11 protein-coding genes are annotated in these 14,370 nt (G+C 67.1%); 8 read left to right on the top strand and 3 right to left on the bottom strand.

Going from position 1 to position 14,370, the window contains the following annotated elements:
* Positions 1-272 precede the first annotated feature (272 nt).
* Together KPL74_12175 and KPL74_12170 are read left to right on the top strand one after the other, a co-directional pair.
* A complete protein-coding gene (locus KPL74_12175; GenBank protein QWT18500.1) occupies positions 273-1,940 on the top strand; it encodes an alkaline phosphatase family protein in 1,668 nt (555 codons plus the stop codon).
* The gene (locus KPL74_12170; protein ID QWT18499.1) at positions 1,933-3,555 is read left to right on the top strand and encodes a multicopper oxidase domain-containing protein; all 1,623 of its coding nucleotides are present in this window, start codon (positions 1,933-1,935) and stop codon (positions 3,553-3,555) included. Before KPL74_12175 ends, KPL74_12170 begins: the two co-directional genes overlap by 8 nt.
* Positions 3,556-3,607: 52 nt before the next feature.
* Here the strand turns inward: KPL74_12170 and KPL74_12165 are convergent, their stop codons facing one another.
* A complete protein-coding gene (locus tag KPL74_12165; GenBank protein ID QWT18498.1) occupies positions 3,608-5,401 on the bottom strand; it encodes a hypothetical protein in 1,794 nt (597 codons plus the stop codon).
* Positions 5,402-5,482: 81 nt separating this feature from the next.
* On the opposite strand from KPL74_12165, the gene KPL74_12160 reads away from it, so the two are divergent.
* From KPL74_12160 to KPL74_12145, 4 genes are all read left to right on the top strand, one after another.
* Positions 5,483-5,986 carry a sigma-70 family RNA polymerase sigma factor gene (locus tag KPL74_12160; protein ID QWT18497.1) on the top strand — a complete coding sequence of 168 codons (504 nt, stop codon included), beginning with the start codon at positions 5,483-5,485 and terminating at the stop codon, positions 5,984-5,986.
* Positions 5,987-6,000: 14 nt separating this feature from the next.
* Positions 6,001-6,618: a hypothetical protein gene (locus KPL74_12155; GenBank protein QWT18496.1), complete on the top strand. Its 618-nt coding sequence runs from the start codon at positions 6,001-6,003 to the stop codon at positions 6,616-6,618.
* Between the two features lie 56 nt (positions 6,619-6,674).
* Positions 6,675-8,063 (top strand): sensor histidine kinase N-terminal domain-containing protein, encoded by a 1,389-nt coding sequence (locus tag KPL74_12150; protein QWT18495.1) that lies wholly within the window; start codon positions 6,675-6,677, stop codon positions 8,061-8,063.
* Between the two features lie 87 nt (positions 8,064-8,150).
* Positions 8,151-8,669 carry a DNA starvation/stationary phase protection protein gene (locus KPL74_12145; GenBank protein QWT18494.1) on the top strand — a complete coding sequence of 173 codons (519 nt, stop codon included), beginning with the start codon at positions 8,151-8,153 and terminating at the stop codon, positions 8,667-8,669.
* A gap of 110 nt (positions 8,670-8,779) precedes the next feature.
* On the opposite strand, the gene KPL74_12140 is transcribed toward KPL74_12145, so the two are convergent.
* Positions 8,780-10,663 (bottom strand): hypothetical protein, encoded by a 1,884-nt coding sequence (locus KPL74_12140; GenBank protein ID QWT18493.1) that lies wholly within the window; start codon positions 10,661-10,663, stop codon positions 8,780-8,782.
* Positions 10,664-10,803: 140 nt separating this feature from the next.
* On the opposite strand from KPL74_12140, the gene KPL74_12135 reads away from it, so the two are divergent.
* Complete coding sequence (locus tag KPL74_12135) at positions 10,804-11,268, top strand: DUF4442 domain-containing protein (GenBank protein QWT18492.1); 465 nt, start codon at positions 10,804-10,806, stop codon at positions 11,266-11,268.
* A gap of 61 nt (positions 11,269-11,329) precedes the next feature.
* Positions 11,330-13,357 (top strand): glycoside hydrolase family 127 protein, encoded by a 2,028-nt coding sequence (locus KPL74_12130; GenBank protein ID QWT18491.1) that lies wholly within the window; start codon positions 11,330-11,332, stop codon positions 13,355-13,357.
* Here KPL74_12130 and trxA read toward each other — a convergent pair.
* Entirely contained in the window at positions 13,354-14,232 is an 879-nt protein-coding gene (gene trxA, locus KPL74_12125) for a thioredoxin (GenBank protein ID QWT18490.1), read from the bottom strand. The genes KPL74_12130 and trxA overlap by 4 nt on opposite strands.
* Positions 14,233-14,370 lie beyond the last annotated feature (138 nt).

Raw genomic sequence — 14,370 nt, 5'->3', positions numbered from 1 at the left:
TCATAAACGGCCCTCCCCGGCGCCGCCCCCGCCCGAGGATAGTCCCTGCGGAGGCGTGCCGGGGCGCACTGTGACGAAAGTCATGGGTCGGGCGGCCGTGCCATCCATGGACCTCGTAACGGCGTGATGCACTGCACGAACAGCGCAATCTCGCAATTTCCTGCGCCCGTTTGTCCCTTCGCTGTCACAACAGGTTCCTACGCTTCGAGGACCGCATGACAGGGGATGCGGCCCGCAATTCGGCGCATCCACACCACCGAGGAGCTACTGTCATGCGCAAGTTACTGGCCGCGGGCATTGCCTGCGTGCTTTCCCTTTCGGCCGCCAGCCTGGTGGTTGCCCAGCAGACCGCCCCGGCGGACGCGGCGACCAGCGCACTGGGTTTCGGCTGGGGCCACGGCGGCCACGGCAACGAGCCGCGCACCGCCACCCCGATCAAGCACCTGGTGGTGATCTTCCAGGAGAACGTCTCCTTCGATCACTACTTCGGTACGTATCCGTTCGCGACAAACGGCCGCGGCGAGCCCACCTTCTACGGTCGGCCGTTCACCCCGCAGGTGAATGGCCTGGACCACAGGCTGCTCACCAACAATCCCAACGCGAAGAACAGCGCGAACGGCGCGGCCGCGGTCAATCCGTTCCGGCTGACCCGCGCGCAGGCGGCCACGGCCGACCAGGACCACGGCTACACCTCGGAGCAGCGCGCATTCCATGGCGGCAAGATGGACCTGTTCCCGCTCTACACCGGCCACGGCGAAGCGCTGCCGGGCGGCAGTGCCTCGGAAGAGGGACAGGGCCAGGTCATGGGCTATTACGACGGCAACACCGTCACCGCCTACTGGAACTACGCGCAGCACTTCGCGATGAGCGACAACAGCTACGGCACGGTGTTCGGCCCGTCCAGCCCCGGCGCCATCAACCTTGTTTCCGGCCAGACCGCGGGCGTGATCGATACGCTTAATGGCACGGGTGCCGAGACCGACGATGGCCATGGCGGCCTGACGATGATCGGTGACCCGGATCCGATCGGCGACGTGTGTTCGTCACCGACCGCGAGCCAGGCCACCATGGGCGGCCGCAACGTCGGCGACCTGCTCAACGACCAGGGCGTGACCTGGGGCTGGTTCCAGGGTGGTTTCGACATCAGCCGCACCAACCCCGATGGCAGCACCGGTTGCGCGCGTCGGACGCTCTCGGCGGTGACCAACGCCACCTCGAACGACTACAGCCCGCATCACCAGCCGTTCCAGTATTACCCGTCGACCGCCAATCCAACGCACGCGCGCCCGTCGTCGGTGGCCTCGATCGGCAAGACCGACCAGGCCAACCACCAGTACGACATCGAGGATTTCTACGATGCGCTGGATGCGGGCAACCTGCCGGCGGTGAGCTTCCTGAAGGCACCGGCCTACCAGGACGGCCACGCGGGCTATTCCGATCCGCTGGATGAGCAGGCCTTCGTGGTGAAGGTGGTCAACGCCCTGCAGCAGAGCGGTGAATGGAACGACACGGCGGTGATCATCGCCTATGACGATTCCGATGGCTGGTACGACCACCAGGATCCGCCGCACGTGCACGCGTCCACCGGCACCACGGATGCGCTGGATGGCGACGGTGTCTGCAAGGGCCGCACCACGCTGCCGGGCATCGACGGCAAGACGCCGGCGATGGGCCGTTGCGGCTTCGGTCCGCGCCTGCCGCTCCTGGTGGTGTCGCCGTGGGCGCGCGATAACTTCGTCGATCATTCGACGACGGACCAGAGCTCGGTCACTCGCTTCATCGAAGACAACTGGCTGGGTGGCAAGCGCATCGGCGGCGGTTCGTCGGATGCCACGGCCGGACGCCTCGACGGGATGTTCGACTTCTTCTTCCCGCGCCTGCTCGATCGCACGCTGATCCTCGACGAGCAGACCGGCCAGCCGAAACGTGCCCATGGTTGATCGCCGTCGTTTCCTGAAGACGGTGGGTTGCGCGGCCGCGGCGGGATGGATCCCGTCGCGGCTGTTCGCGCATGACATGCAGCACATGCAGGCGGCGCCGGCCGACAAGGTCGGCAACAACCTTTGCATGCACGCGATGGGCGACAACACGCGCATGCCGGGGCTGGTCGATCCGGCGAAGCTGGCGGCGTTCGTCGATCCGTTGCCGATCCCGCTGGTGTTGCGTCCGCAGCCGGGCAAGCTGCTCAGCGTGCGCATGGCGTCCAGCTCGCAGAAGCTGCATCGCGATCTTCCGCCGACGGAGTTGTGGACCTACAACGGCAGCTATCCGGGGCCGACCATCGAAGCGCATACCGGCCAGGCCATCGATGTTTCGTGGGTGAATGCGCTGCCGGCGAAGCACATGCTTCCGGTCGACCACAACATCTGTGGCGCCGAGGCCGACAAGCCGCTGGTGCGTGCGATCACGCACCTGCATGGCGCGAAGGTGCCGCGCAAGGACGACGGCTACCCGGAAGACTGGTACGTGCCGGGCCAGTCACGCCGACACCATTATCCGAACGCGCAGGACGCGGCCACGCTGTGGTACCACGACCATGCGATGGGCATTAACCGGCTGAACATGTACGCCGGGCTGATGGGCCTCTACCTGTTGCGCGACGAGCACGAGCTGTCGCTCGGCCTGCCGGCTGGCGAATTCGAGCTGCCGCTGGTGCTGGCCGATCGCTGGCTGCGCCAGGACGGGCGCCTGTATTACCCCGACTCCGGTGACGCGAAGGCGCCCTGGGTGCCGGAAGTGTTCGGCAACCTGACCCTGGTCAACGGCGCGATCCTTCCGCGTGCGGATGTGCAGCCGCGGCGTTATCGCCTGCGCGTGCTGAATGCCGCGAACGGGCGCTTCTTCCACCTGCGTTTTCGCGATGGGCGGCCGTTCCAGGTCATCGGTTCCGACCAGGGCCTGCTGGCGGCGCCGGCGACGATGCGTTCCATCTTCATGGCCCCGGGCGAGCGCGCAGACATCGTCGTGGACTTTGCTTCGTTGCGCGGTGGCGCGGCCGAGCTGATGAACGACGCGCTGCCGCTGATGCGCTTCGCCGTGGGGCAGGGCGAGGTGAAGGACGACAGCCGGGTGCCGGATGCCTTGCGCGAGATTTCGCGTTTCAGCGAAACCAGCGCCGCGAAGGCCCGCGAGATGACGCTGGACGAATACAGCGATTGCGTCGCGACGCCCATGCTGATGCTGCTCAACGGCAAGCGCTGGCATGATCCGGTGACGGAGACGGTGAAGCTCGGCAGCACGGAGATGTGGAGCCTGGTGAACCTCACCGAGGATACCCATCCGGTACACCTGCACCTGGTCCGCTTCCAGGTCCTCGACCGGCGGCCTTACGACGTCGACGAATACATGGAGAAGAAAACCATTCGTTACGTCGGGCCGGCGCAGAAGCCGCCGGCGCATGAGCGTGGATGGAAGGACGTGGTGCAGGCGTATCCGGGAATGGTGACGCGCATCGTTGCTACGTTCGATGGTTACGCCGGCCGCTATGCGTGGCACTGCCATCTCGCCGAGCACGAGGCCAACGAGATGATGCGGCCGTTTGAAGTCGTGGCTTGACCAATCGCCCCCTGCAAACGATGCAAACGATCCATCGCGCGCAGGCGCGCTCCTACAGGAGTTTGTCGAGGGAATGGGCGTCGAGGCGCAGGACGGGGTAGTCGCCGACTTTCTGCGCGGCGTACCACGGGCTGCGTTCGAAGAAGAACGACAGCCGTGCGCGTGGGCTCGCGGCAAACGCCGCATCGCTCGCCACCTTCGCATCGAACTCGGCCTTGAGCGCTGGGTTCGATGCGATCATCTTCCGCGCCAGTGCCTCAAGCACGCGTGGCTCGCCGTATTCCTTCGGCTCGAAGATGGCGTCGAGGTAGCCCCAGCGAAGTACCGAGTCGGGCGCCCGGGCGTCGAGCAGGTTGGCGGTAAGCACGGCATCGGCGTTGTCGCTTCGCACGATCACCGTGCCGGCGGGAAGCGTCACCGTCTCCTGCGCGGGCACGATCGTCACGTCGCGCAGCATGTGATGGCCTTCGAACGGCTTGTCGGCCCATTTGGGCTCGCTGAGCACGTCGTGGGTGACGTTCACGCTGGCTGGCGCGGTCGTCCGGGTGTACGCGATGTGCTGCGCGTCGAGCCGGCTGATCACCTCGGTCCATTGCGCGGGGATCGCCCATGCGGCGGGCAGTGGGGCGCTCACGTCCGGCAGCAGGCCGTTCCAGCTCTGGATCGCGTAGGTTTTCTTCTTCGACGGGTCGTACTGGATCCAGGTGTCCCCGGAAATGTCGCTCTTCACCTGGGTGAAAACGAAGCCTTTCAGGGTGAACGGCGTGCTCGTCGGATCCGCCTTGAAGGTGACGGGCACGGCGTTGCCAGGCGCTGCGGCCAGCGAGGCGGCCCACGCATCCGCGTCATGCGACGCCTTCAATAGCGCAGCCGGATCCTTGTTGACGTGGTCGAGCACGGCACGGACGACGTCATACGTCGCGCGCACGCGCACCTCGTACGACTTCAGCATGTGCGTCTCGATCAGCAGGCCCGCGCGATTGCGTATCGCGGCGTAGCCCGTCGAGAAACGCGGGCCGGAGCCGAAGTTCTCGATGCCCCTGGTCGGATCGCGGCCGTCCTTGAACTCGAGGTACGGCGACGCGAGGTGTCCCATCTTTTCGTAACGGGGGATCGCATCACCCGCGAACGCCGCGGCCTGCCATGCCGCGATCGACGGCGGCAGCTTGTGGGTGTCCTCGGCGTACCAGGTCAGGTCGTACTGGTAGTCCGCACCGTCGGTGGTGTGGATGTCCATGAGCAGGTCCGGCCGCCAGGTGTTCCACAGGCCGAGCCACGCACGGGTTTCCGGTGCATCGGCCTTGACGTAGTCGCGGTTGAGGTTGAGGTACTGCGACTGCCCGCGGAAGCCCATGCGCTCCGGGCCATTCTGGTTGATCCGGAAGTAGGGGCCGGAGTTCTCGTGGCCATCGACGCTGTACACCGGGATATAGACCAGCACGACGTGGTCAAGCAGGTTCGCCAGCGTGCCGGTGACCGCGGCGTCGCGCAGCAACATCAGCCCGGCGTCCTTGCCTTCGATCTCGCCCGGGTGGATGCCGGCTTGCAGCAGGACGATCGGCTTGCCCGCGGCGCGTGCCTTTTCCGGAGTGAGGTCACCGTCCTTCGCCGCGATGACCACGGTCATCGGGCGCCCCTCCGGCGAGGTGCCGAACTGGCTGACCTGGACCATGCCATGCGACGCCGCCGCCACGCGTTCGAGGTAGGCGAGGGTGTCAGCGTAGGAAGGCGTCGTGCGGAAACCCGACGCCTCCGCGGGCGTGGTCCAGCTTTCTTTCGCGTGGACGGCCAGCGGGCTGGCGGCGAGGATGGCGAGGAATAGCGGGGTGCGGAACGAGGCGGGCATGGAACCCTCCGGCAAGGTCGATCCACCCATTGTGTGATTTTTCCGCGCCGCGGGCGAATCATGGGGGAAAGAGGAGGGCACATGGCGAGTGAAGAACGACGACGACGTTGCGAAGCGCTGCTGCAGGCGCATCGCGGCATCGTGTTCAAGGTGGCGGCGGTGTACGCCCGCCACCGTGAAGATCGCCAGGACCTGGCCCAGGAGATCGCGCTGCAGGTCTGGCGTTCGTTCGGTAGCTACGATCCCAGCCGGCCGTTTCCGACATGGATGTACCGGGTCGCGCTCAACGTCGGGCTCTCGCACGCCCGGCGCGAACGTGAGCGGCCGGCCAGCCTTGGCGCGGACCTGCTGGATGCGATGGAGGGCGGCACGCCGATCGCCGAGCCCGACGAGCGGCTGGCGCTGCTGGCCAGCGCGATCGAACGGCTCGAGCCGCTGGAGCGGGCGCTGGCCCTGCTTTACCTCGACGAGCTTCCGTATGCCGAGATCGCCACGGTGCTCGGGATCAGCGAAACCAACGTGGGCACGCGCATCGCGCGGCTCAAGCAACGACTGCGCCGGCAACTTGCGCCGGCCACGCCATGACAACGGAGGACACGATGGAACTGGATGATCTGAAGGCAGGTTGGGTGACCCTCGACCGGCGCCTGGATGGGCTGGAGCTGGCCATGGCGGCACAGGTCGCCTCGGGTGGCGTGCGCAGGGAACTGCGACCGCTTGTCATCGGCCAGGCGGTGCAGGTGTTGTCTGGCATCGCCTTCGCGCTGGCGGCGGGCTCGTTCTGGTTCGACCATCGCGACGCTCCCGGGCCGCTCGTGGCCGGCCTGCTGCTGCATGCCTACGGCATCGCGATGGCCGTCGCCGCGGCGCGCAACCTGGTGCTCGCGGCGCGTGCGTCGGAGGACGCCCCCGTGCTGGCACTGCAGGAACGCCTGGCGGCGCTGCGTGCCTGGCGCATCCGCGAAGGGCGCTGGTTCGGCATCGTCGGTTGCTTCATGTGGGTGCCGATGATCGTGTGGGCGTTCGGCATGGCCGGGGTGGATATCGTGGCGGTGAATCCGCTGTTTGTCGGCCTGAACCTGCTCACGGCGGTGGTTTGCCTCGGCACATTCCTGCTGGTGTCGCGGCTGGTGAAGACGCCGGAGGGCGCGGCGGTGCGGCGAGCCCGCGAACGGCTCGACGAGGTGGCCCGCTTCAGGGGCGGCGGCGCGGTCTAAGGACCGGCTAAGCTGGGTGGGCCGATAATCCATCGATACCCGCCCGGACCATGCCCTTGAGGCCGCTTAGCCTTCGTTTCCGCCTGTTGCTGCTGATCATCGGCGTCCTTGCTGCCGTGCTGCTGCCGCTGGGCGTGCTCAGCGCAAAACGGACGCTGGAAGAGGTGGATGAACTGTCCGACGGCCGCCTCGCCCAGGCCGCGCGAACCCTGGAGGTGCTGGTGGGGCGGATCGGCGTCGACCAGCTGCGGCAACAGCGTACCGCCCGCCTGCTCGTGCCGAGCACGTCGAATCATCCGGCCGAACTGACCGTGCAGGGACGCACGTATGAGTCGGAAGTGGGCTTCCAGGTCTTCGACCGCGATGGCAGCCTGTTGATGGCGACCGAGAACCTGGCCGGCGTGCCGCGCACGCACACGCCCGATGGCGAGTTCGAGGACGTCGCGCACGGCCGTTATTCCTGGCGCGTGTTCACCCTGATCATGGAGAAGGAAGGGATCACGATACGCGCGGGCGAGCGCTACGACAGCCGCCACGAGATCACCCGCGCCCTGTGGATCGAACACGGCTTGCCCACCTTGCTGGGCTTGCCCTTGCTGGCGTTGCTGGTGGGCTGGGCGGTCCGCCGCGGCCTGCGCCCGCTGGATGACCTGGCCGGTGCGCTCGACCGGCGCGAGCCGGGCAGCCGCGCACCCATCCACCTCGAGGCCGCGCCGGGCGAGCTGCAGCCGGTGCTGGCGGCACTGAACGACCAGATCTTTCGCCTGGAGAGCGCGCTCGAGCGCGAGCGGCGCTTCAGCGCCGACGTGGCGCACGAGCTGCGCACGCCGTTGGCGTCGACCATGATCAACCTCGAGAACGCCATGGCCTCGGCACGGCCGGACGAGGCGCAGGCAGCGCTCGAAGCGGCGCGTGGCTGCCTAGTCTCGCTGGCGCGGCGGACCGAACAGTTGCTGGCGCTGGCAAGGCTGGAAGCCGGCGCGGCGGCGGGGCCGCGGGCCCGGGTGGACCTCAGCGCACTCACCCTCGACGTGGTCGAGGAAATGTCGCCACTGATCGCGCGCGGCGACGTGGAACTCTCCATCGACGCGATGCCGGACGGGCTCGTCGTGGACGGCTATCGCGTGGCGCTGGGTGCATTGCTGCGCAACCTGCTGGACAACGCCTTCCGCCACGTGCCCGATGGCGGCCACGTCTCGCTCTCGATTACCGGGCGTGACCACCGGGCCGTCATCGAGGTAGTCGACGACGGACCCGGTATCCCCGCGGCACGCCGCGCGGCGATGTTCCACCGCTTCGCCCGTGGCATGGATTCGCAGGGCGAGGGCTATGGGCTGGGACTCTCCATCGTGCAGCGCGCGGCGGAACTGCACGGTGCGAGCGTGGCCCTGCTCGATGGCGATGACGGTCACGGGCTGCGCGTGGTGGTCAACCTGCCGGCCTGACCGGCCCCGCGCCAAGTTGGATCGTGCAAGCTTTTGTCATGGTGCCGCGTGCATCCTCGGGAGCCATACCCCGTAGGAGCGATGGCGATGAAAAACACCGAAGCGACCAAGACCAAGCGCAAGGCCGACCTGAACACGCCCACCGGTCTCGGTGCGGATGCGACCCGTGACATCTCGGCGGAACTCAATGCGCTGCTGGCGGATACCTTCGCGCTTTACCTGAAGACCAAGAACTTCCACTGGCACATGTCCGGTCCGCGTTTCCGCGACCTGCACCTGTTGCTGGACGAACAGTCGGACCAGATCTTCGCGATCACCGACGACATCGCCGAGCGCGTGCGCAAGATCGGCGGCACCACGGTGCGTTCGATCGGCCACGTCAGCCGCCTGCAGCGACTGTCGGACAACGATGCGGATTTCGTCACGCCGCAGGACATGATCGCGGAGCTGCGCGAAGACAACATGCGCTTCCTCGGCTTCCTGCGTGAAACCCATGGCGTGTGCGATGAGTATGCCGACGTCGCGACGGCCAGCCTGATCGAGAACTGGATCGACGAGGCGGAGCGTCGCGCGTGGTTCCTGTTTGAGATTGCCCGGGAGAAGTAAAGCCGGTTGGGTATAGGCGAATAGATCGGGTTGGCGTGGGGCCGGTCGCGCGCAGGCGCGCTCTTACAGGGGTGTTGTAGGAGCGCGCCTGCGCGCGATGGCCACGTCGCTTACTTCTTCGGCGTGGCAATCGACCCGATCAGGTCCTTCCCATCACCGCGCACGAGGTGCGGGTACTTCAGCCCACCGTGGTAATCGACCTTTACCGTCTGGTAGTCGTCCACGTTCTTCACCAGGAATTCGATCGGCGTGCCGTTGCCCTTGGCGTCGGTCACCGCATCCTTCAGCACGTCGGGCGAGAAGTCCTTGCCGTTCACGGCGACGATGGTGACGCCGGGCACGAGGCCGGCCTTCGCCGCATCGCCTTCCCACTGGGCGTCGCGAACCTCGCCCTTGTCGGACACGGTGATGCCGAGGGAATAGGCCAGGCTGATCGTCTTGCGCAGCTTTTCCTGGGTCTTCATGAACTCGGTCGGCTTGTCGTCGAAGGCCAGCTTCCAGCCGCCACCCTCGATGCCCTTCTCGGGCAGCACGTCGCCGGTGTCGTCCAGGCGCGTGCGCAGGAACGCCGCCCAATCGTAGGGCTGCACGGTGTTGAGCGTGCTCACCACGTCCTCGAAGGTATAGGTCTTCGGCGTGTAGCTGCCGTTGTCCATGCCGTAGAAGGCTTTCGCGAACTCATCCAGCGTGTGCTTGCCGCCGGAGAGGTCGCGGATCTTGGTGTCGACATCGAGCCAGAGCATCTGCCCTTCCGGGTAGTAGTCCGAGCTGCGACGCATGTTGACCCAGCCCGACGCGCCGCGTGAGGACAACGGGATGCCATCGGCGGTGTCCTGCAGCGAACGCCAGCGGCGTCCGGTGCGCGCGCCCATGTCGGCGGCGATGGAGGCGAGCGAATCGCGCCACTGGTCGGTGGTCCAGATCCCCGAACGTGCGGTGAGCACGCCCGCGTAGTAGTCGGTCAGGCCTTCGTAGACCCACAGCAGGTCGTCCTGCATCGGCTCGGTGAACGTCGGCGTCCACAGGTCGGCTGGCCGGCGGAACTTGCCGTTCCACGAGTGGATGTATTCGTGCGGCAGCAGCGTGCCCGCGGCCACGTGCACCTTCGGGTCGGTCAGGAAGTTGGCGAACAGGCGATCGTCGCTGGACTGGTGGTGCTCCAGGCCAAAGTGGCCGGTGTGGTCGGAGACCACCAGCAGGAAGTCGTAGTGGCCGTAATGGTGTGCGCCGAACAGCTTGTTTGCCTGCACCACGAGGTTGCGCTGCGGTTCGACCTGCTTGTCGCTGATCTTCACGCTGGCGGCGTCTTCGCCCACGATGTCCAGGTGCACCGGCGTCTGCTGGCCCGGGGCAAGGTCGACGCGATTGAAGTACTGGCCGGCGATGATCGGCGAGTCGACGAAATTCTCGTAGCTCACCGGCTTGAAGCTCACCGTATCGCCCGACTGCGACGCGGTCTCCAGCGCCGTGGCGAACTTCCAGCCCGCGGGCAACTTCACCGTCGGCTCGATGGTGATGCGGCTGGTGTAGTAGCCCGCCGGATAGAACGAGACTTCGTTGAACTCCAGCGGCACGTAGTGCGGGGTGGCCGCGGCGAGGTAGTCGAAGCTGAGCTCGAGTTTGTCGACGCCTTCGGGCACATCGACGTGGAAGGCGTACATTTCCTTCAGGTCGCGGCGCCACGGGATCTTCTTGCCACCGGCGTTGACGACGAAGTTGACCACGCTGGACAGCGGGCCGCTCGGGCCGTGCTCGCCGGGGATCCATTTCGGGTAATAGAGGATGACGTGGCCGGCCGACACCGGGATGGTCTCGCGCACGTGGAACAGGTGGCGTGCCTGGTCGCTGAGGTCGACGGTGAGGGCGAGGTTGCCCTTGTACGGCTGGTCGACCGGCGCGGGCAGCGCGGGCTGCTCGGCGGCGAAGGCGGCTGGGGCGAGGGTGGCCAGCGCGATGGCGGAGGCGAGCGAGGCACGGCGAAGGGTGGGGCGCATGCGGTGGTTCCCGGCGACGGATGAAGCCCCGATGGTGGATCCGCGCCGGGCCGTCCATATGTGCCAGAGGTCACGCTGGCGGTGCCTGCGTTTGAAACGGGGGTCTTCGGCGGCCGCGGCGGGGGCGCTACGATGGCGGCATGAAAGCACCCACCCTCCGGCGCATCCTCAATGCGTGGCCCCCGTTCCTGTTCGCCGGCATCCGCGTGGTGCAGTTCGACGACTACCGCCACGCGAAGGTGAAGCTGAAGCTCGCCTGGTACAACCGCAATTACGTGCGCACCCAGTTCGGCGGCAACCTGTTTTCCATGACCGATCCGTTCTGGATGATCATGGTGCTGAAGAGCCTCGGCAACGATTACATCGTGTGGGACCAGGCCGGCGAGATCCGCTTCGTCGCCCCTGGCCGTGAAGACGTCTATGCGGAATTCCACGTCGATGACGCGATGCTCGACGAGGTGCGTGCCGCCTGCGCGGACGGGCAGAAGCACCTGCGTTGGTTCGATACCGACATCCGCACGGCATCGGGCGAGCTGGTGGCCAGCGTGCGCAAACAGCTGTACGTGCGGCGCAAGAAGCCCAGGGAACCCGCCCCGGCCCGGTAGGTGACGTGGCCGCGCGGCCCTGCCAGTATCGATGGCCGGACCTCCACCGGACTCACCATCGATGGGCGACACCGTTACTGCCAGCCGCCGCGCCTTCCTCCGCGCCTCCGCCATGGGTGCCATGGCGTCCTTCGTGCCGATCGGTGCCACGACCGCCGCCGCCGGCGGCGCCGCTCGCGACGGCAAGGCGGCGCCGACCGCGCCCCCGTTTCCGCCGGCACCGCTCGCGCCGCAGCCCCTGCAGTTGCTTCCCGCTGGCGCGATCACGCCCGCTGGCTGGCTGCGTCGCCAGCTGGAAATCCAGGCCGCCGGCCTCGGTGGCCATGTCGACGAAACCTGGCCCGACCTCGGCCCGGAAAGCGGCTGGCTCGGTGGCAAGGGCGAATCGTGGGAGCGTGGTCCGTACTTCCTCGATGGCCTGCTGCCGCTGGCGTGGCAGCTGGATTCCGCGCCGCTGAAGGCGAAGGCCCAGCGCTTCATCGACTGGACCCTGGACAACCCCTGGCCGAACGGCATGTTCGGCCCGCGCAGCAACGACGACTGGTGGCCGCGCATGGTCATGCTCAAGGTGCTGGCGCAGTACCAAGAGCTGAGTGGCGACCAGCGGGTCATCCCGTTCATGACGAACTACTTCCACTACCAGCTCGGTGCCTTGCCCGCGCGTCCGCTGCGCGACTGGGGACGCATGCGCTGGCAGGACGAGGTGGCGGTGCTGGTGTGGCTCTACACGCGCACGCAGGATCCGAAGCTGATCGAACTGGCCCAGCTGCTGAAGACCCAGGGCTACGACTGGCAGGGCATGTTCGCCAACTTCTCCTTCAAGGAGAAGATCGACATCAAGGCCCTTGAAGCGAAGATGCGCAGCGGCGGCGATGTCTACATGGTCGACGATGGCCTGCAGGTGCACGGCGTGAACAACGCCCATGCGCTGAAGGCATCGCCGGTCTGGTCGTTGATCTCGCGCAGTGCCGACGACCGCGCCGCGATCCACCACCAGCTCGACATGCTCGACACGTACCACGGCCTGCCCAACGGCATGTTCTCCGCCGACGAACACCTGGCGGGGCGCAACCCGTCGCAGGGCGTCGAACTGTGCACCGTCGTCGAGGCGATGTACTCGCTGGAGATGGCGCTTGCCATTACCGGTGACGCGGCGCTGGGCGATCGCATCGAACGCATCGCCTACAACGCGTTGCCCGGTACCTTCACCGACGACATGTGGGCGCATCAATACGACCAGCAACCGAACCAGGTGGAAGTGAGCCTGCACCGGCGGCCGTGGACGACGAATGGGCCCGAATCCAACATCTTCGGCCTCGACCCGCACTTCGGCTGCTGCACGGCGAATTTCCACCAGGGCTGGCCCAAGCTCACCGCGTCGTTGTGGATGGCGACCAGCGACCGAGGCCTTGCCGCCACGGTGTATGCGCCGTGCAAGGTATCGACCGTCGTGCGCGACGTGCCGGTGGCGATCGACCAGGCGACGGACTATCCGTTCCGTGGCGACGTCGCGATCACGCTTACGCCATCGCAGCCGGTGGCCTTCCCGCTGCGCGTGCGGATCCCCGCGTGGTGCAAGCGGCCGGTGGTCTCGGTCAATGGCACGGCGGTCGCGCTGAAGGCCGAGGCCGGGTTCCACACGATCGAACGCACCTGGAAGCCTGGCGACCGGGTCGCCCTGTCGTTCCCGGCCGAGGTGGCGGTGGAGCATGGTTATAACGACGCCGTGACCTTCGTCCGTGGCCCGCTGGTGTTTTCGTTGCCGATCGGCGAGGCATGGGTGAAGTGGCGGCCGCGTGGCCTGACCAACGACTGGCAGGTGTATGCGACCACGGCATGGAACTACGCCGTGGCCGGCGAGGCAAAGGTCGAGGAACATCCCGTGGGGAAGGTTCCGTTCGCCGGTGCATCGCCCGCGGTCACGCTGAGCGTGCGTGGCCGGCCGGTGGCGTGGAAGGCGGAAGAAGGGGCGGCCGATCCCGTGCCTGCGAAGGCGACGGTGACCGGCGAGCCCGAGGTCGCGCTGAAGCTGGTGCCGTATGCCGGCGCGAAGCTGCGGATCACCGCCTTCCCGGTGCTACCCGCCTAGAACAGCAGCGACGCCATCTTGCGGCGATAGGTGCCGACCAGCTCGGCATCGTCGAGGGTGGCAAAGGCGGCCAGCAGGCGCTTCCTGGCCTGGCCGTCCTGCCACTCGCGCTGGCGCTTGAGCACGTCGAGGAACTGGTCAAGGCCGGCGGCGGCGTCGCCGTCGATCAGCAGGCGGACGCCGAGCAGGTCGCGGGCTTCCCAGTCGTCGCCGTTGCGTTCGACGCGCTGGCGCAGTTCCGCCAGCGACGGGGCACCGGCCAGTGCACGCGCCAGGTCGAGCTGGCTACGCAGGCGCACGGCGCGCGCATCGGTGGCGAGGTTGGCGGGCAGGGCGTCGAGCTCGGCCTGGGCCGGTTCGACCTGGCCGGCGCGGAGCAGGGCGAGGGCAAGGTCGAGCTTGAGCTCGGCACGCTCGGGCTCGGCGGCGATGGCCTGCTGGATGCGGTTGATCGCGTCCTCGGGGCTTTCCGGCGTGGCTTCTTCGACGACTTCCGCATCCTCGGCGCCTGCTTCCGCCGGCTGGATGCCATTGCGGGTCAGGAATTCGCGAAGCTGGCCCTCGGGCAGGGCGCCGGCAAAGCCATCGGCCATCTGTCCGTCCTTGATCAGGATGACGGTGGGGATACTGCGGACGCCGAACATGGCGGCCAGCTGCTGCTCGGCGTCGACGTCGATCTTGGCGAGGCGGAAGGCGCCGTTGTACTCAACGGCCAGCTTTTCCAGCATTGGGCCAAGGGTCTTGCAGGGGCCGCACCACTCCGCCCACAGGTCGACGAGGATCGGGGTCTGTAGGGAAGCCTGGATGACGTCGTTCTCGAAACCGGCCGTGGTTGCGTCGAAGACATGGGCACTGGGGGTCTGGGCGCTGCTCACGGGAGGCTCCTGGGGGGTGCGGGGACGAGCCCCCAAGATCGGGGGAGCCGGCAAGCTTATCAAGCCCCGGGGCCCCCCAGCGGCCTCGTCATGCGCCGTTTACGGAGATTTGCGATCATATGGCACGGGCTGTACCGC

It is taken from the genome of Bacillus sp. NP157 (assembly GCA_018889975.1).
In the GTDB taxonomy this organism is placed as follows: domain Bacteria; phylum Pseudomonadota; class Gammaproteobacteria; order Xanthomonadales; family Rhodanobacteraceae; genus Luteibacter.
Note: the sequence above shows the minus strand (reverse complement) of the source record. Positions and strands in the feature narration are given on the sequence as shown.